At 65.5% G+C, this 16,708-nt stretch carries 18 protein-coding genes; all 18 read left to right on the forward strand.

The window, feature by feature from the left end:
- The first annotated feature begins 41 nt into the window (after positions 1 to 41).
- Complete coding sequence (folP, locus tag ABZ293_RS29405; RefSeq protein WP_355186026.1) at positions 42 to 869, forward strand: dihydropteroate synthase; 828 nt, start codon at positions 42 to 44, stop codon at positions 867 to 869.
- The gene (gene folB / locus ABZ293_RS29410) at positions 866 to 1,264 is read left to right on the forward strand and encodes a dihydroneopterin aldolase (protein WP_355185889.1); all 399 of its coding nucleotides are present in this window, start codon (positions 866 to 868) and stop codon (positions 1,262 to 1,264) included. Before folP ends, folB begins: the two co-directional genes overlap by 4 nt.
- 1 nt (position 1,265) lies before the next feature.
- On the forward strand, positions 1,266 to 1,808 hold the full coding sequence (folK, locus tag ABZ293_RS29415) for a 2-amino-4-hydroxy-6-hydroxymethyldihydropteridine diphosphokinase (protein ID WP_355185891.1): 543 nt from the start codon (positions 1,266 to 1,268) through the stop codon (positions 1,806 to 1,808).
- 2 nt (positions 1,809 to 1,810) lie between these two features.
- Entirely contained in the window at positions 1,811 to 2,281 is a 471-nt protein-coding gene (locus ABZ293_RS29420; RefSeq protein ID WP_355186028.1) for a DUF3180 domain-containing protein, read from the forward strand.
- 70 nt (positions 2,282 to 2,351) lie between these two features.
- A complete protein-coding gene (locus ABZ293_RS29425) occupies positions 2,352 to 3,404 on the forward strand; it encodes a DUF6779 domain-containing protein (RefSeq protein WP_355185893.1) in 1,053 nt (350 codons plus the stop codon).
- Between the two features lie 466 nt (positions 3,405 to 3,870).
- Positions 3,871 to 4,815, forward strand: a complete 945-nt coding sequence (locus ABZ293_RS29430; RefSeq protein ID WP_355185895.1) for a DUF2520 domain-containing protein — start codon at positions 3,871 to 3,873, stop codon at positions 4,813 to 4,815.
- 47 nt (positions 4,816 to 4,862) lie between these two features.
- Positions 4,863 to 5,840, forward strand: coding sequence for a pantoate--beta-alanine ligase (gene panC / locus ABZ293_RS29435; protein WP_355185897.1), 978 nt, complete (start codon positions 4,863 to 4,865; stop codon positions 5,838 to 5,840).
- 14 nt (positions 5,841 to 5,854) lie between these two features.
- Positions 5,855 to 6,274, forward strand: coding sequence for an aspartate 1-decarboxylase (gene panD, locus ABZ293_RS29440; RefSeq protein WP_354961706.1), 420 nt, complete (start codon positions 5,855 to 5,857; stop codon positions 6,272 to 6,274).
- Positions 6,274 to 7,068 (forward strand): type III pantothenate kinase, encoded by a 795-nt coding sequence (locus tag ABZ293_RS29445; protein ID WP_355185898.1) that lies wholly within the window; start codon positions 6,274 to 6,276, stop codon positions 7,066 to 7,068. Before panD ends, ABZ293_RS29445 begins: the two co-directional genes overlap by 1 nt.
- A gap of 179 nt (positions 7,069 to 7,247) precedes the next feature.
- Positions 7,248 to 7,880 (forward strand): cysteine dioxygenase family protein, encoded by a 633-nt coding sequence (locus ABZ293_RS29450; protein WP_355185900.1) that lies wholly within the window; start codon positions 7,248 to 7,250, stop codon positions 7,878 to 7,880.
- A gap of 8 nt (positions 7,881 to 7,888) precedes the next feature.
- Positions 7,889 to 8,311 (forward strand): rhodanese-like domain-containing protein, encoded by a 423-nt coding sequence (locus ABZ293_RS29455; RefSeq protein ID WP_354961711.1) that lies wholly within the window; start codon positions 7,889 to 7,891, stop codon positions 8,309 to 8,311.
- A 309-nt stretch (positions 8,312 to 8,620) separates the two neighbouring features.
- Positions 8,621 to 10,087 carry a lysine--tRNA ligase gene (lysS, locus tag ABZ293_RS29460; protein WP_355186030.1) on the forward strand — a complete coding sequence of 489 codons (1,467 nt, stop codon included), beginning with the start codon at positions 8,621 to 8,623 and terminating at the stop codon, positions 10,085 to 10,087.
- A 115-nt stretch (positions 10,088 to 10,202) separates the two neighbouring features.
- On the forward strand, positions 10,203 to 10,562 hold the full coding sequence (locus ABZ293_RS29465) for an Lsr2 family protein (protein WP_354961709.1): 360 nt from the start codon (positions 10,203 to 10,205) through the stop codon (positions 10,560 to 10,562).
- A 250-nt stretch (positions 10,563 to 10,812) separates the two neighbouring features.
- Positions 10,813 to 11,373 (forward strand): FHA domain-containing protein, encoded by a 561-nt coding sequence (locus ABZ293_RS29470; protein ID WP_354961713.1) that lies wholly within the window; start codon positions 10,813 to 10,815, stop codon positions 11,371 to 11,373.
- 143 nt (positions 11,374 to 11,516) lie between these two features.
- Positions 11,517 to 12,194 (forward strand): anthrone oxygenase family protein, encoded by a 678-nt coding sequence (locus ABZ293_RS29475; RefSeq protein WP_355185902.1) that lies wholly within the window; start codon positions 11,517 to 11,519, stop codon positions 12,192 to 12,194.
- Positions 12,195 to 12,554: 360 nt separating this feature from the next.
- Positions 12,555 to 12,704 carry a hypothetical protein gene (locus tag ABZ293_RS29480; RefSeq protein WP_355185904.1) on the forward strand — a complete coding sequence of 50 codons (150 nt, stop codon included), beginning with the start codon at positions 12,555 to 12,557 and terminating at the stop codon, positions 12,702 to 12,704.
- A 154-nt stretch (positions 12,705 to 12,858) separates the two neighbouring features.
- Entirely contained in the window at positions 12,859 to 13,797 is a 939-nt protein-coding gene (locus ABZ293_RS29485) for an alpha/beta fold hydrolase (RefSeq protein WP_355185906.1), read from the forward strand.
- Positions 13,798 to 14,045: 248 nt separating this feature from the next.
- Entirely contained in the window at positions 14,046 to 16,604 is a 2,559-nt protein-coding gene (locus ABZ293_RS29490; RefSeq protein WP_355185907.1) for an ATP-dependent Clp protease ATP-binding subunit, read from the forward strand.
- The last annotated feature ends 104 nt before the right edge of the window (positions 16,605 to 16,708 follow it).

The raw sequence follows: 16,708 nt of genomic DNA on the forward strand, positions 1-16,708 counted from the left end.
AGCTGCACGGACTCGCGCGCGGCGGTCGCTCCTGTGTGGTGATGGGCGTGGTGAATGTCACCAGCGACTCATTCTCCGACGGCGGCCGCTACCTCGATCCGAGCCTGGCCATCGCGCACGGCATCGAGCTGCACCGGGCAGGTGCCGACATCATCGATATCGGTGGCGAGTCGACCCGGCCCGGTGCGGTGCGGATCGATCCCGAAACCGAGGCTGCGCGCGTGGTCCCGGTAATTCGCGGATTGGTCGCCGCGGGCGTGCCGACCAGCGTGGACACCATGCGGGCCGGTGTCGCGGCGGCGGCGATCGCCGCCGGTGCCGCGGTGGTCAACGATGTCTCCGGCGGCCGCGCCGATCCCGATATGGTGAAAGTCGTTGCGGCGGCGCAGGTCCCGTGGATTCTCATGCACTGGCGGGCGGGTGCGGACTATCGGCACACCGGTCCGGCCGACCACTACGACGATGTGGTCGCCGAGGTGCTCGCCGAATTGACGGCGCAGGTCGAGCTGGCCGTCGCGGCCGGCGTCGACCCGTCCCGGCTGGTACTCGATCCCGGTCTCGGTTTCGCCAAGAACGCCGAACACAATTGGGCGCTGCTCGGTGCGCTGCCCGAACTGGTCGGCCACGGGCTGCCGATATTGATCGGCGCCTCCCGCAAACGTTTCCTCGGCGCCCTGCTCGCCGATGCCGCTGGCCCGCGCCCACCGGATGGCCGGGAGACCGCCACCGCGACGGTGTCGGCGCTGGCCGCGCTGCACGGGGCCTGGGGTGTCCGCGTCCACGATGTGCGCGCCTCCCTGGACGCCATCGCCGTAACCGACGCCTGGCAGCGCGCCGCCCGGCACAGCACGCGAGGAGCCGCGACATGAAGGTAGGCCGGGAGACGGCCGGGCGTGAGCAGCTCGACCGGATCGAGCTGTGCGGGCTGCGTGCCTACGGCTATCACGGCTGCTTCGACCACGAACGCCGCGACGGCCAGGAGTTCGTGGTGGATCTGACGGTGTGGGCCGATTTCGCGGCCGCCGCGGCCACCGACGACCTGGCCGACACCATCGACTACGGCGGCCTCGCCGAGCGTGCGGTCCGGATCATCCAGGGCCCGCCGCGCAATCTCATCGAGAAGGTGGTCTCCGAGATCGCCGACGATGCGATGACCGATCCGCGCATCCAGGCCGTCGAGGTCGTGGTGCACAAGCCGTCCGCGCCGATCCCACACACCTTCGCCGATGTCCGCGTCGTCACCTCACGGCAGCGGGGGCACTGACATGAGCAGCGCCGTACTGTCGATCGGCTCGAATCTGGGCGACCGGCTCGCGCATCTGCGCGGCGTTGTCGACGGACTCGGGCGGCGGGCGGTCGCGGTATCGCCGGTGTACTCGACCGCGCCGTGGGGCGGTGTCGAACAGGACGACTACCTCAATGCCATTGTGCTGGTGGAAGATCCGGAATTCGGTGCGCGCGACTGGCTGCGCATCGGCCAGCAGCTGGAACAGGCCGCGGGGCGGCTGCGCGAGGTGCGCTGGGGGGCGCGAACCCTCGATGTCGATGTGGTCTGGTGCGCCGAGGGCGGACAGGTCTGCCACAGCGACGATCCGGAACTGACCCTGCCGCACCCGCAGGCCCACAACCGGGCCTTCGTACTGATTCCGTGGTTGGACGTGCAGCCGGATGCGGTGCTCGAGGTCGACGGGACCGCGCGGCCGGTGCGCGAGCTGCTCGCCGAACTCGACGCGGCCGAACGCTCGGGTGTCCGATCGACCGAATTCGCGCTGCCAGGCGCGACCGCGACGGGGGGATCGGCGTCGTGAAGCTGAAGCCGACCCGGATCCTGGACCTCGTCGCAAATGTCGTTATCGCGGCCCTCATCGCTTGGCTGCTCACCCGCATGGCCTACGGCAGCTTTCCGCCGATCTCGATCTATGCGGGTGCCTCGCTCTATCCGGTGGCCGCGATCGAGGTCGCGCTCGGCTTCGTGATCCGCTCGCGGGTCAATGAACATCAGATCGGTGACGGCACCCATGAGCTGCATCCGATCACCGCGGCTCGTGCGGTCGCGCTCGCCAAGGCCTCCGCACAGGTCGGCTCGCTCGCCGCCGGTGTCTGGCTGGGCTTCCTGTTCTGGGTTTTTCCGCAGCGCGGCACCTTGAATGCGGCGGGTGCGGACAGTCCGGGAGCCATCGTCGGGATGCTGGCGGGGGTGGCATTGGTTGCTGCAGCGCTCTGGCTGGAGTATTGCTGCCGCGCTCCCGAGGACCCTTCCGACGATCCGGCAACTACGTAGAAAATATTCTTGCTGTTATTCCCCTGTGAGAATCTGGGCGCGGCTGGCTGATCAAGCTACCCTGGCGTGCATGGTTTCGCCCTCCCGTACCAGCACCTCTCGTCGACGGCAGGACGACGCGGGAAAATTGTTCATTGGCGCCCTGATTCTTCTCGGTCTGGTTGCCAGCGTTTTCCTGGTTTTCAGCGATCGTCTGCAGTTCGTCCGGATCGGTTTGGTCGCGGCGCTGTGGGCTGCCGTCATCGGCGCTTTGGCCGCGACGCGGTACCGCAAGGAAGCCACGATCGATAAGGCCAAGGTTCGTGACCTGCAGACGGTGTACGAGCTCCAGTTGGAGCGCGAGGTCACCGCGCGACGAGAATACGAACTCGGCGTCGAGGCGCGAGTGCGCGAGGAGGTCGGCGCCGACGCAGCCGAAATGGCCTCCCTGCGCGCCGAACTCACCGTGCTCCGACAGAGTCTGCAGCGGCTCTTCGACGGCGATCTGCCGATGGATCGCCCCGCGCTGCGGGCCGATTCGACCCGGATTCAGGAGCTGCCGAGCGCATTTGGAAATTCGTCCAACAATAGCTCGACGAATGCCGACGGCTGGCCGGATACGGCCTCCCAGCAATCCCGCAGCAGTTTCACCCCGGTCTTCGAATTCGATCATCCGCAGGCCCCGCTGTTCGCCAGCCCCTTCGACGATCCGGTGACCGCGGAGACCGCCGTCGTACCGGTCGACAATGTCGACGACTCGGAAATCGCCGATGCCGATTTCGACGATGGGTACCACACCGGACCGATCGGCTGGGCGGACGCGTTCACCGAGGATCCGGAAAAGACCGGGGTCCCACCGCGACTGGATCCGCTCGAGCCGACCGTGCCGCCGCGCTTGGCGCCGCCGGAGCCGCCCCAGTATTCGTCGCTCGATTTCTCGACGCAGGAGCCGTCCACCCCGACGCCACATCCGGAGCCGCCCCCGCCCCCGACGACATCCGTCCCGTCCGTCGGCACCGCCACCTCCCGCAGACGGCGCCGGGTCGACCCAGACGCCGATTCCGGCAATTCCTCACGCCGACTTTCGGTGGCCGAGATCATGGCCAACCTGGCATCCGAAGAAAACGGCCGGGGCGGCCACTGACCTGTGCTGGGACGGTGACGCACCTGCCGTCTCGCGTCCGAGTCGTCGAAGCGCGTGCGCAGTCGTAAGTCTCGGCCACTGGGCGGCGTACCTTTGGCGCCGAATTCCCCGCCCGAGATGACTACGACGGAGCGAGTCTTACGAGCGACGTTCGCGGCCCGTCTCGCGTCCGAGGCTCGGCCATCGGACTCAGCCGAGTCGTCGAAGCGCATGCGCCGCAGGCGCGAGTCTCGACGGCTCGGACGCGAGGCCCACCCGTCGCCCGACCACCACCCCTCATCGAATCGCTACGCGATGCTGACATTCAGGGCCGCGAACACGCCGCGCCGCAGGCGCGGCAAATTCAACACTGCGTTGTAGATCACGCGGGTGCCCCGTGGCATCGGTGCAGCATCGGCCGATATCCTCGGGACGTAACGTCTGGTACCCGCTTGCCCGGGACTGGAACGACATCGAGAGGACAACGTTGACCTCGAGAAGCGTCAACCCTGACAACTCTGCCTCGGGTGACCCCGCGCCCGCACGCCTGACGGTGGGAATCGTCTCGGCGGGACGCGTCGGCTCTGCCCTTGGCGCGGCACTGGAGCGAGCCGGACACGTGGTGTTCGGCGTCGCTGCCATATCCGATGCCTCCGTGCACCGGGCGCGCACTCGACTTCCGGATTCGGAGATCCTGCCCGTCGAGGAGGTGGCCGCCCGCAGCGAACTGCTGCTGCTGGCCGTGCCCGATGCCGAATTGCCCGGTCTGGTGCGCGGTCTGGCCTCCGCTGGTGTGGTCCGGCCGGGCACGATCGTCGCGCACACCTCCGGCGCCAATGGCGTCGGCCTGCTGGCTCCGCTGGCCGAGCGCGGCGCACTGCCGCTGGCCATCCATCCGGCGATGACCTTTACCGGACACGATGAGGATGTCGCCCGGCTCGGCAACGCCTGCTTCGGCATTACCGCCGCCGACGAGATCGGTTTCGCCATCGCGCAATCGCTGGTGATCGAGATGGGCGGCGAGCCGGTCCGGGTGCAGGAAGAGAATCGCCAGCTCTATCACGCCGCACTCGCGCACGGCAGTAATCACCTGGTCACGGTGATCCTGGACGCGGTGGACACATTGCGCGCCGCGCTCGCGGGTCCCGGTCTGCTCGGCCAGCAGATCGTCGATGATCAGCCCAACGGTCTGGCCGAGCGATTGCTCGCCCCCTTGGCCTCGGCCGCACTCGACAACGCGCTGCGCCGCGGGCAGACCGCGCTGACCGGTCCGGTGGCGCGTGGCGACGCGGATGCCGTCGCGGCGCATCTGGCCGCTCTGGCGGCCGTCGATACCCGGCTGGCCGCGGGCTATCGTGCCATGTCGCTGCGCACGGCCGAGCGCGCGAAGACCAATCCGGCTCTGATCGAGCTGCTGGAAGGAGGCCGATAGTGGATCCGAAATTGCCCGGTGTGAGCGACGGGTCCGGAGGCGGCAGCGTGCGTAACCACGTAGGGCCCCGCGAGCGCCAAATCGGGCCCAGCGCCTACCGGCGCGGTGAGCTGACCGTGCACCACGATCCCGAGGTGATCGCCGCGGTCTCGAAGGCCTTGCGCGGTGTCGGACGCACGGTCGGACTGGTGCCGACGATGGGCGCGCTGCACGAAGGGCACCTCGAGATCGTGCGCCGGGCCAAGCGGACCAATCAGGTGGTCATCGTCTCGATCTTCGTCAATCCCCTGCAGTTCGGCGCGAACGAGGATCTGGACAAGTACCCGCGCACCCTCGACGCCGATGTGGAGCTCTTGCGCGCGGAGGGTGTGGAGCTGGTATTCGCGCCGAGCGCGTCCGATATGTACCCGGACGGCCCGCGCACTACCGTGCACCCCGGCCCGATCGGCGCCGAGCTCGAAGGCGCCAGCCGTCCAACGCATTTCGCGGGCATGCTGACCGTGGTCGCCAAGCTGCTGAATATCGCGCGCCCGACCGAGGCGTTCTTCGGTGAAAAGGACTATCAGCAGCTCACGCTGATCCGGCAGATGGTGCGCGATCTGAATATGGATGTGCGGATCGTCGCGCTGCCGACGGTTCGCGAACCCGACGGACTCGCGCTCTCCTCCCGAAATCGGTATCTGGATGCGGCGCAGCGCGAATCGGCGCTGGCCCTGTCCGCGGCGCTGGCCGCGGGGCGGCATGCGGGCGCACTCGGCGCGGATGCCGTGCTCACGGCCGCGCGTGCGGTGCTCGACGCCGCCCCCGGTGTCGATGTCGATTACCTCGAACTGCGCTCGTCCACACTCGGACCGGCGCCGGCGAACGGCAATGCGCGGCTGCTCGTCGCCGCCAAGGTCGGCGCCACCCGCCTGATCGACAACACCGCCGTCGCACTCGGCGCACCCGTCGATGGCGGCCATCCCACACTTCCCGATCCGCGCGCCGCCGCGACCGACTCCCAGCCTGCCAAGGCCAACATTTAGGAAAGGCGACAGCGATGTTGCGCACCATGATGAAGTCGAAGATCCATCGCGCCACGGTGACCCACGCCGATCTGCACTACGTCGGTTCGGTGACCGTCGACCAGGATCTGCTCGACGCCGCCGATCTGCTCGAGGGCGAGCAGGTGTGCATCGTCGATATCGACAATGGCGCCCGCCTGGAGACCTATGTGATCGCCGGTGAACGAGGTTCGGGTGTCATCGGGATCAATGGCGCCGCAGCACATCTCGTACATCCGGGCGATCTGGTCATTCTGATCGCCTACGGCATGATGGATGAGCAGGAGCTGAAGGAGTACGCGCCGAAGGTTGTCTTCGTCGACGAGCGCAATCGGCCGACCGACCTCGGCGCCGATCCGGCGCACGCGCCGGATGGTTCCGGTCTGGTCAGCCCGCGTTCGCTGACCACCGTCTGATGCTACTGACCATTGATGTCCGAAATACGAGCATCGAGCTCGGATTGTTCTCGGGCAGTGGTAGTCACGCGAAGCTGGTACGGCACTGGCGGATGCATACCAATCCGCTGCTGACCGCCGATGAATTCGCCATGCAGGTGCGCGGGTTGGTCGGTGCGCAGGTGGAAGAGATCATCGGAGTTTCGGCGCTGTCCACGGTGCCGCCGGTACTGCGCGAGATCCGATCGATGCTTACTCGCTATTGGGATCATGTACCGCATGTGGTGGTGGAACCCGGCGTGCGAACCGGTATTCCGCTGCTGGTCGACAATCCCAAGGAAATCGGCGCCGATCGCATCGTGAACACCCTTGCCGCACATCATCGTTTCGGCACGGCCGCGATTGTCGTGGATTTTGGCACCGCCACCACCGTTGACCTGGTATCGGCGAAGGGTGAGTTTCTCGGCGGGGTGCTCGCACCGGGTGTGGAGATCTCCAGTGAGGCGCTGATCGAGCGCGCCGCATTGCGCCGGGTCGAGTTGGCCCGGCCGCGTTCGGTGGTCGGCAAGAACACCGTCGAGGCCATCCAATCCGGGGCAATTTTCGGCTTCGCGGGTTTGGTGGACGGCCTGATCGATCGGATTCGCGATGAATTCGACGCGTTCGCCGGTGACGATGTCGCGGTGGTCGCGACCGGCACCGCCGCACCGTTGATCGTGCCGGAATCGGAGACCATCGACCACCATGAGCCGCATCTCACGTTGACCGGATTGCGCCTGGTCTATGAGCGCAATCAGCGCCGTAAGGGTGGTTGATATGCCCACCCGGGGTGCGCGCGCATGACCGGCCGCTTTGCCGCCGGTTTTTGCGCTGCTACACTCGCTCCCGTGTTTTCCCGCGTGCGCACCCAGGAGTGTTGTCGAGGCTGACCTGCCTCGACCGATCGAGGCTGACCAAGTCCCTCGACCGTTGACATACTCCTGGAGATTCGCTCATGCGTTCTTCTGTTCTTTCCATCAATTCCGCACGTAGCGCCCTGACGGCCACCCCGCCGCTCGATCGTGCTGTCTCTTCCGCATTACCCACCCGCCTGCGTCCCGCCGACTTGCTCCGACTGACCGACGAGGGCGCCGAAGACGTACTCGCGGGACGCTACGACCATCTGTTGCCAGCCAATGGAATTTGGCCCGTCGAGGAGCGCTGGGCCACCCGGCTGCTCGCCGATGACGAGGTCGATGTCTGGCTGATCAGTTGGACACCGGGCAAGTCCACCGAATTGCACGACCACGCCGGATCACTCGGCGCACTGACCGTGCTCAGTGGCGCGCTCTCGGAATTTCGCTGGAACGGAACGGAACTGCGCCGCCGCACGCTGACCGCGGGCGACCAGGCATCTTTTCCGATCGGCTGGGTGCACGACGTAATGCGCGCACCGGCCGCCGCCGGCGACTCCTTGCCGGCCGCCAGAAACGGCACGGCTGAATCGGTCGGGCCGCTCGATCCCACCCTCAGCGTGCACGCCTATTCGCCGCCGCTCACCGCCATGTCCTATTACGAGGTGACCGGTCACGGCACCTTGCGCCGCACCCGAACCGTCCTCACCGACCAGCCCGAAGGTGATATGTAATGACCCGTTTGACCATCGATCAGATGCTCGAGAACGCACGGGCCCGCCTGAACCGCGTCTATGCCTTCGAAACGCCAAAGGCGGTCGACCGGGGCGCGATTCTGGTGGATATCCGGCCGCAGGCCCAGCGGGCCCGTGAGGGCGCGCTGCCGGGTGCGCTGGTGATCGAACGGAATGTCCTGGAATGGCGCCTGGACCCGTCGAGTTCGGCCCGGTTGGCGCTGGCCACCGATCACGATGTGGAATGGATCATCGTCTGCTCGGAGGGCTATACCTCCAGTCTCGCCGCCGCAGCGCTACAGGAACTCGGGCTGCATCGGGCCACCGATGTGATCGGCGGCTATCAGGCTTTGAAGGCGGCCAGCCTGCTCGCGGTCGGCGTCCGTGCGCCGCACTTCGCCCGTGAGGTCGAGGCGCTGGCAACGCTCTAATTAGGGCGGAAACCACTTCCATCTCGAAACATAGCAGCGCGCAATGGCTTTCGGTCCGGCGCCGGTGCGCACCCGGTATTCGGCCTGCCGGACAACGCCGGAAAACGGGCCGTTGTGGCCCGTTCCTGGCGCTGTCGATTCGGCCCCGGCCGGTCATCCCCGGGCGGCCCGCAAATCGATTTCCGGTGCCCGCTAGGGTTGTTGAACGTGAGCACCCCGAACACGCCTTCATCCGGTCGCTCCGCGGGTTCGGTTCCTGCGGGGCAAACCAACCGTCCCGCGCCCACCGCGGACGACGTTCCGGAGCAGATGCGGATTCGGCGCGAGAAGCGCGAGCGACTGATCGCCGATGGCGGTGAGGCCTATCCGGTGGTGGTGCCGCGCACACATACCCTCGGCGAAATTCGGGCCGCCTATCCGGCGCTGGAGCCGGATACCCAGACCGGTTTGCAGGTCGGTGTGGTCGGCCGCGTCATATTCATGCGCAATACCGGCAAGCTATGTTTCGCGACGCTGCAGGAGGGGGACGGCACCAAACTGCAGGCGATGATCAGTCTCAACGGCGTCGGCGCCGATGCGCTCGCGGCCTGGAAGGCCGATGTCGACCTCGGTGACTTCGTTTTCGTGCACGGTGCGGTGATCTCCTCGAAGACCGGGGAATTGAGCGTTATGGCCGATTCCTGGTCGATGTCGGCCAAGGCCCTGCGGCCGCTGCCGGTGGCGCATAAGGAGATGAACGAGGAGTCGCGGGTACGGCAGCGCTATGTCGATCTGATCGTGCGTCCCGAGGCCAGGGAAATGGCCAGGACCAGGGTCGCGGTGGTGCGCGCGATGCGCAATGCGCTCGAGCGGCGCGGCTTCCTCGAGGTGGAGACACCGATGCTGCAGACGCTGCACGGCGGTGCGGCGGCGCGGCCGTTCAGCACCCATTCCAACGCCCTCGATATGGATCTCTACCTGCGAATTGCGCCGGAACTGTTCCTCAAGAGATGTGTGGTCGGCGGCCTGGAACAGGTCTTCGAGATCAACAGGAACTTCCGCAACGAGGGCGCGGACTCCACACATTCCCCGGAGTTCGCAATGCTCGAAACGTATCAGGCATACGGCACCTACGATGACTCCGCGCGGATGGTTCGGGAATTGGTGCAGGAAGTTGCCGAAGAGGTCTTCGGTACCCAGGTGGTGACACTTGCAGATGGCACCGAATACGATCTCCGCGGCGAGTGGGCAACGGTGGAGATGTACCCATCGCTCTCCGACGCACTTGGCGTATCAGTGACACCGGAAACGTCGATCGAGGAATTGCGAGCGCTTGCCGATCGGGTCGGTCTGGAAATTCCCGAGGACAAGGGCTATGGCCACGGCAAACTGGTCGAAGAACTGTGGGAGCACCAGTATGGTGACAAGCTCTACGCACCGACTTTCGTACGCGACTTCCCGGTGGAGACATCTCCGCTGACGAGGCAGCATCGCAGCAAGCCCGGAGTTACCGAGAAGTGGGATCTCTATGTGCGCGGCTTCGAGTTGGCAACTGGCTATTCGGAGTTGGTCGATCCGGTGATCCAACGTGAGCGGTTCGTGGATCAGGCGCGGTTGGCCGCACAGGGTGATGACGAAGCTATGGTGCTCGATGAGGACTTCCTTGCCGCGATGGAGCACGGCATGCCTCCGACAACGGGTACCGGTATGGGAATCGATCGCTTGTTGATGGCACTGACGGGATTGGGAATCCGGGAAACGATACTGTTCCCAATTGTGCGTCCAGTCACTCGCTGACGATCGGATTGCATAGCTCGGCCCTCGTCTTGGAATTTTCGGAATTCGGGGTATTCTTGCCTCGGGTAATCGGCCTAGTATGCGGGTCGCACGATTTCGAGAGGACGTTCATCTCATGGCAAAGAAGGTCACCGTTAGCCTGATCGACGATGTCGATGGTGAGTCCATCGCGGACGAGACCATTGAGTTTGCGATCGACGGTGTGTCGTACGAGATCGACCTGTCGTCGGCAAATGCGTCAAAGCTGCGCGACGGGCTGGAAGAGTGGGTTTCGAGTGCTCGGCGCGTCAGTGGTCGGCGCCGGGTCAAGGCCGCGGTCGCTGCTCCCGGTGCTGCGAAGAGCCGGGTCTCGATCGATCGTGAACAAAGCGCTGCAATTCGCGAGTGGGCGCGCCGGAATGGACACAAGGTGTCCGCGCGTGGGCGTATCTCGGCTGACATCACCGATGCGTACAACAAGGCCGCGAAGGGCTGAGTTCTTATTTATTGGGCCGCCGCCCGGGCGAATCGTGCGACGCCGGGGCGGTGGCTCGTTTGTGATAGGCCTTCGATATGAAGATGGCCGAGAGTCGATTCGATCTTGCTCGCGGTACCAGGACGCGGCACCATGGAACTGTGCATAGGGCGTCACTGGCGGTATGGAGAGATGAGGTATCGGCGCAGTGACTGGTTTCATCGGATCGTTGTTGCGATTCACTGATGACTCGGGTCGTCAGCAGGAGCTGATGCTCACCCCCGACCAGGAGCGCGTCACCATCGGGCGCTCCCCGCAGGCCGATCTGGCGCTGCGCTGGGACGCCGAGGTCTCGCGTCTGCATGCCGCGATCGAATACCTTGGCGCGCACTGGACAATCGTCGATGACGGCCTGTCTCGCAACGGCACCTTCGTCAACGGTGAACGACTCGTCGGCCGCCGCCGCCTGATGGCGGGCGATCGCATCCGGGTCGGCACCTCGCTGGTTTCGTTCCACGAATTCGGGGGCGTGGCCGATGACGCGACCCGAACCTCGACCGGCGCCATTCCCACGCTGCGCTCGCTGACCGATACCCAGCGGTCGGTGCTCATCGCACTGTGCCGCCCTTATAAGAACGGTGCGGGTTTCGCAACTCCGGCTTCCAATCAGCAGATCGCCGAGGAATTGTTCCTCAGTGTCGATGCGATCAAGACTCACCTGCGGGCACTGTTCGCCAAGTTCGGCGTGGAAAATCTGCCGCAGAATCAGAAAAGGGTCCGACTGGCCGGTTTGGCCATGCAGAGCGGATTGATCTCTGACCGAGACTTGTGAGCCCATTCCCCGCGGGGTGTGGACGCTCGCTTAGGTGGCCGAGCTTCTCAACCATGGATGGTCTCGACGGCAACCGGTGTACTTGACTCATCATCGGACCGAGTATTTGGGACCAGGTCCGGGCTATGAGGCAGGAGAAATTCATGTTCGCGCTACGACTCGCCGCGCTGGTGGCGGCCACGCTCGCAACCGGCCTGATCGCGGGCGTCTTCTACGCTTATGCGACGTCGGTGATGCCCGCGCTGAATCGCACCGATGACCGCGCGATGATCGACGTGATGCAGAAGATCAACGTGGTCATCATCAACCCGTGGTTCATGATCGGGTTCATGGGCACGGTCGGGTTCACCGTCCTGGCAGCCGCACTGCACCTGGGCAAGGAGCATCGCACCACGCTGATCTGGCTCGGTATTGCCCTGGCGCTCAATGTGATCGCCTTCGCGGTCACCTCCGGATCGAATGTGCCGCTCAATGATCAACTGGCGGCTGCGGGCGATCCGGCTCAGATCGCCGATCTGGCCAAGGTGCGCGCCGATTTCGAATCCGCTTGGGTGCGTTGGAATATCATTCGGGCGATCCTGCACACGCTTGCCTTCCTGGTGCTGAGCGGTGCGCTGTTCGTTGCCGGTATCCAGCACGGACGCGCACAGGCCTCGGGTTCGGCTGCTACCCAGCAGGTTTCGCAGGCACGGCCGGTGCCCGCCGGAGTGCAGACCGCAGGTCAGCCGTACCGCGCGCCGATTATGGCCCAGCAGTACGCATTTCGGTCGGCGTCCGGGCAGTACGCCGCGCACCCGGCGGGGGCGCAGCACCTCGGCTAGGACCGGGCTCGTACCCGACCGAGTCGCTCGCCCGGCCAACCGAATGCCCAAGGCAGTCCTCGCGGTCGCCGTACTCCTACTGGCTATCTGTACCGCCGCCGGTGGGTCGATCACTGATCGACCCACCGGCGGCGGTTTTTGCGATGACAACTGGCGAAACCGCGAGGGCGGAGCGCGTTCTCGCGGACCGATGCGCGGCGGGCACACCCGATTTCGGCATCCTGGTCAATGCGCCCGGTGCTGTGGGCAATGCAGCCGCCACGGCCGCGGGAACGCCCCTGACGGCCGATCTGCGGGCCGAAAACGGCTGTCGGGTGCCGCGGGAACCGGGACGGCAATCGCGCACGCACTGGTTCGGGTGTGACGATGCCGGTCACGCCGATGCCGCAGTCGGGCGCGGCCGGGAATCGCGCGAACACCGTGGTCACCACCGACCTGGCAGGCCGCCGAAATGGGCACGCAGCCGAACGCGACCAGCTGGAAGCCGGGAAACGCCGCAGTGCGCCGTAGCGCACGAACTTCTCCGATCCGGCCGCCCGCTCGTCTGCGCTTGGCACAATCAGATGACCAGGTAGTCGATCTTTGGCGACTTGACCGAAGTGCCTCCGTGACGGCTATAAGTTGCGCTACGTTCTGGAACAGGTTCCAGATTTTGGAGGTCTCCATGCGGCGTGTTCCAGGGTCCGCACTCGTTATCGCCGTACTCGCCGCGCTATGGGTCGGCGCGGCCGGTCCGGCGCAGGCGGAGTACCCGGTCGACTACAACTTTTTCGCGGGTATCCCGAATGAGCTGATCAATCATGGTGGGTCGCTGCCGGGGTCGAACGACTGGTCGTGCCAGCCGAGTGCCGAGCATCCGAATCCGGTGGTGCTCGCGCACGGCACCGGCGGTGGTGCGCAGACCAATTGGGGCCTCTACGCGCCGCTGCTCGCCAACGAAGGTTACTGCGTCTTCTCGCTGACCTATGGTGCCCACGACCTGCCGTGGCCGATCTCGGCGGTGGGCGGGATGCTGCCGATCGGGCAGAGCGCGGCGCAGTTCGGCGCATTCGTGGATCGGGTGCTCGCGGCGACCGGAGCGGCCAAGGTGGATGTGGTCGGACATTCGCAGGGCACGGTCATGCCGAACTACTACGCGAAGCGCCTCGGCGGTGCGGACAAGATCGATAAGTATGTATCGCTCGCGCCGGCCTGGCTCGGCTCCAATGCGGGCGGTAGCGCGGATATTGCGGCCTTCGCCGACCGGCTCGGGGCCGGACCCTTCTTCCGTGCGACGGTGGGCTCGCTGTGCCAGGCCTGTATCGAGCTGCTGCGCGACTCCGCATTCCTGACCGACCTCAATAGCGGCGGCGTATATGTCCCCGGCATCACCTATACCAACATCATGACCAGTCTCGACGAGGTCGTCGTTCCCTACACCGGGGGCTTCGTCACCGGGCCGAATGCCACGAACATCGTCGTGCAGGACGGCTGCGCCGCCGACTTCTCCGATCATCTGGCCATCGCGGGTAGCCCTCGCGCCGCCCGCTTCGTCCTGAATGCCCTCGATCCGGCGCATGCGCGCGAGGTGCCGTGCGAATACGTGCCGCCGTTCACCGGCTAACGCCACGCCTGGGAAGCTCGGAGGGCGATTTCGCTGAGGGCAAAACCTGAGCGGAAACGTATCCCGCAACGAGCACGTTATGAGTGAATGACCGTGCTGTCGCCGGTCCCCAATAGGGTGGACTGGAGGCGGCGTAATCCCCTGCCAACTAGAGTGGAGGCCGGGGCCGCAACCCCCGGGCTTCATGGCAGGCTGACGCCAAAGAAGCGTCGGACGCCAGAATGTCGGAGCAGGAGAGTGAGGGAGCGATGTTCGAGAGGTTCACCGACCGCGCGAGGCGCGTCGTTGTCCTGGCCCAAGAAGAGGCCCGGATGCTCAACCACAACTACATCGGCACCGAGCACATCCTGCTTGGGTTGATCCACGAGGGCGAGGGCGTAGCGGCGAAGTCGCTGGAATCCCTTGGTATTTCGCTGGAGGGTGTGCGCAGCCAGGTGGAGGAGATCATCGGCCAGGGCCAGCAGGCCCCGTCCGGTCACATCCCGTTCACCCCGCGTGCCAAGAAGGTGCTGGAACTGAGCCTGCGCGAGGCGCTGCAGCTCGGCCACAACTACATCGGCACCGAGCACATTCTGCTCGGCCTGATCCGTGAAGGTGAGGGTGTCGCGGCGCAGGTGCTGGTGAAATTGGGTGCCGATCTCAACCGGGTGCGCCAGCAGGTCATCCAGCTGCTGTCCGGATATCAGGGCAAGGAACCGGTGGAATCCGGTTCGCGCGGCGAGGCCGGGACCCCGTCCACCTCGCTGGTGCTCGACCAATTCGGTCGCAACCTGACCCAGGCCGCCCTCGAGGGCAAGCTCGACCCGGTCATCGGCCGCTCGAAGGAAATCGAGCGCGTCATGCAGGTGCTGAGCCGCCGCACCAAGAACAACCCGGTCCTCATCGGCGAGCCCGGTGTCGGTAAGACCGCCGTGGTCGAGGGTCTGGCACAGGCCATCGTCAACGGTGAGGTCCCGGAGACGCTCAAGGATAAGCAGCTCTACACCCTCGACCTGGGTTCCCTGGTCGCGGGCAGCCGCTACCGCGGTGACTTCGAAGAGCGCCTGAAGAAGGTGCTCAAGGAGATCAACACCCGCGGCGACATCATCCTGTTCATCGATGAGCTGCACACGCTCGTCGGCGCGGGTGCCGCCGAGGGCGCCATCGACGCGGCCTCGATCCTGAAGCCGAAGCTGGCCCGCGGCGAGCTGCAGACCATCGGTGCGACCACCCTCGACGAGTACCGCAAGTACATCGAGAAGGATGCCGCCCTGGAGCGCCGGTTCCAGCCGGTGCAGGTCGGTGAGCCGACGGTCGAGCACACCATCAATATCCTCAAGGGTCTGCGCGACCGCTACGAGGCACACCACCGGGTGTCCATCACCGACGGTGCGCTGGTGGCCGCCGCGACGCTGGCCGACCGCTACATCAACGACCGGTTCCTGCCGGACAAGGCGATCGACCTGATCGACGAGGCCGGTGCGCGCATGCGCATCCGTCGCATGACGGCTCCGCCGGACCTGCGCGAATTCGACGACAAGATCGCCGATGCGCGCCGGGAGAAGGAAAGCGCCATCGACGCGCAGGACTTCGAGAAGGCGGCGCGACTGCGCGATAAGGAAAAGCAGCTGGTCGCCAAGCGCGCCGAGCGCGAAAAGCAGTGGCGCTCCGGTGATCTTGATGTCGTGGCAGAGGTCGACGACGAGCAGATCGCGGAAGTGCTGGCCAACTGGACCGGTATTCCGGTGTTCAAGCTCACCGAGGAGGAGACCACCCGTCTGCTCCGCATGGAGGACGAGCTGCACAAGCGGATTATCGGCCAGGAGGATGCGGTCAAGGCCGTCTCCAAGGCGATCCGTCGCACGCGTGCCGGTCTGAAGGATCCCAAGCGTCCCTCGGGCTCGTTCATCTTCGCCGGTCCGTCCGGTGTCGGTAAGACCGAGCTGTCCAAGGCGCTGGCGAACTTCCTGTTCGGCGACGACGACGCGCTCATCCAGATCGATATGGGCGAGTTCCACGACCGCTTCACCGCATCTCGGCTCTTCGGTGCCCCGCCCGGGTACGTGGGCTACGAAGAGGGCGGCCAGCTCACCGAGAAGGTGCGCCGCAAGCCGTTCTCGGTCGTTTTGTTCGACGAGATCGAAAAGGCACATCAGGAGATCTACAACACCCTGTTGCAGGTCCTCGAGGACGGTCGTCTCACCGACGGTCAGGGTCGCACGGTCGACTTCAAGAACACCGTGCTGATCTTCACCTCGAACCTGGGTACCTCGGATATCTCCAAGGCCGTCGGCCTGGGCTTCACCCAGTCCAACGCCGAGGGTTCGAACTACGAGCGGATGAAGCTCAAGGTCAACGACGAGCTGAAGAAGCACTTCCGGCCCGAGTTCCTCAACCGCATCGACGATGTGATCGTCTTCCACCAGCTGACCACGGATCAGATCGTGGAGATGGTGGACCTGATGATCGGCCGCGTCGCCACGCAGCTGAAGAACAAGGACATGGAGATCGAGCTTTCCCCGCAGGGCAAGGCACTGCTCGCCAAGCGTGGCTTCGATCCGGTGCTCGGCGCCCGGCCGCTGCGCCGGACCATCCAGCGCGAGATCGAGGACCAGCTGTCGGAGAAGATCCTCTTCGGCGAGATCGGTCCGGGTCAGACCATCGTGGTCGACGTCGAGGGCTGGGACGGCGAGGGCTCCGGCGAGAACGCCAAGTTCACCTTCACCGGTAAGGCGAAGCTGACCAAGGCGCCCGCGACGGAGGAGAAGCCGGAGGTCGTGCTCACGGGTGCGGGCGAAGGCACCGTGGCCGAGGCCGCCAGCGAATAGGCTCGTACGGCTGGAAGATGCCGCCCACCGGATTTCCGGTGGGCGGCATTTTTTCTGGAATTCGCAGGTTTGCGCAGCGGCGTACCGTGGTGAGCGTTCATCGA

Origin of the sequence: Nocardia sp. NPDC005998 (assembly GCF_040614395.1) — a bacterium.
Classification (GTDB): Bacteria; Actinomycetota; Actinomycetes; order Mycobacteriales; family Mycobacteriaceae; genus Nocardia.

Bases quoted from the DNA above. Each gene is read 5' to 3' on its own strand.
- folB (WP_355185889.1), top strand. From the start codon at position 866: ATGAAGGTAGGCCGGGAGACGGCCGGGCGTGAGCAGCTCGACCGGATC.
- ABZ293_RS29490 (WP_355185907.1), top strand. From the start codon at position 14,046: ATGTTCGAGAGGTTCACCGACCGCGCGAGGCGCGTCGTTGTCCTGGCC.
- ABZ293_RS29425 (WP_355185893.1), top strand. From the start codon at position 2,352: ATGGTTTCGCCCTCCCGTACCAGCACCTCTCGTCGACGGCAGGACGAC.
- ABZ293_RS29465 (WP_354961709.1), top strand. From the start codon at position 10,203: ATGGCAAAGAAGGTCACCGTTAGCCTGATCGACGATGTCGATGGTGAG.
- ABZ293_RS29475 (WP_355185902.1), top strand. From the start codon at position 11,517: ATGTTCGCGCTACGACTCGCCGCGCTGGTGGCGGCCACGCTCGCAACC.
- folK (WP_355185891.1), top strand. From the start codon at position 1,266: ATGAGCAGCGCCGTACTGTCGATCGGCTCGAATCTGGGCGACCGGCTC.
- ABZ293_RS29485 (WP_355185906.1), top strand. From the start codon at position 12,859: ATGCGGCGTGTTCCAGGGTCCGCACTCGTTATCGCCGTACTCGCCGCG.
- ABZ293_RS29445 (WP_355185898.1), top strand. From the start codon at position 6,274: ATGCTACTGACCATTGATGTCCGAAATACGAGCATCGAGCTCGGATTG.
- ABZ293_RS29470 (WP_354961713.1), top strand. From the start codon at position 10,813: ATGCTCACCCCCGACCAGGAGCGCGTCACCATCGGGCGCTCCCCGCAG.
- folP (WP_355186026.1), top strand. From the start codon at position 42: ATGGGCGTGGTGAATGTCACCAGCGACTCATTCTCCGACGGCGGCCGC.
- lysS (WP_355186030.1), top strand. From the start codon at position 8,621: ATGCGGATTCGGCGCGAGAAGCGCGAGCGACTGATCGCCGATGGCGGT.
- panD (WP_354961706.1), top strand. From the start codon at position 5,855: ATGTTGCGCACCATGATGAAGTCGAAGATCCATCGCGCCACGGTGACC.
- ABZ293_RS29450 (WP_355185900.1), top strand. From the start codon at position 7,248: ATGCGTTCTTCTGTTCTTTCCATCAATTCCGCACGTAGCGCCCTGACG.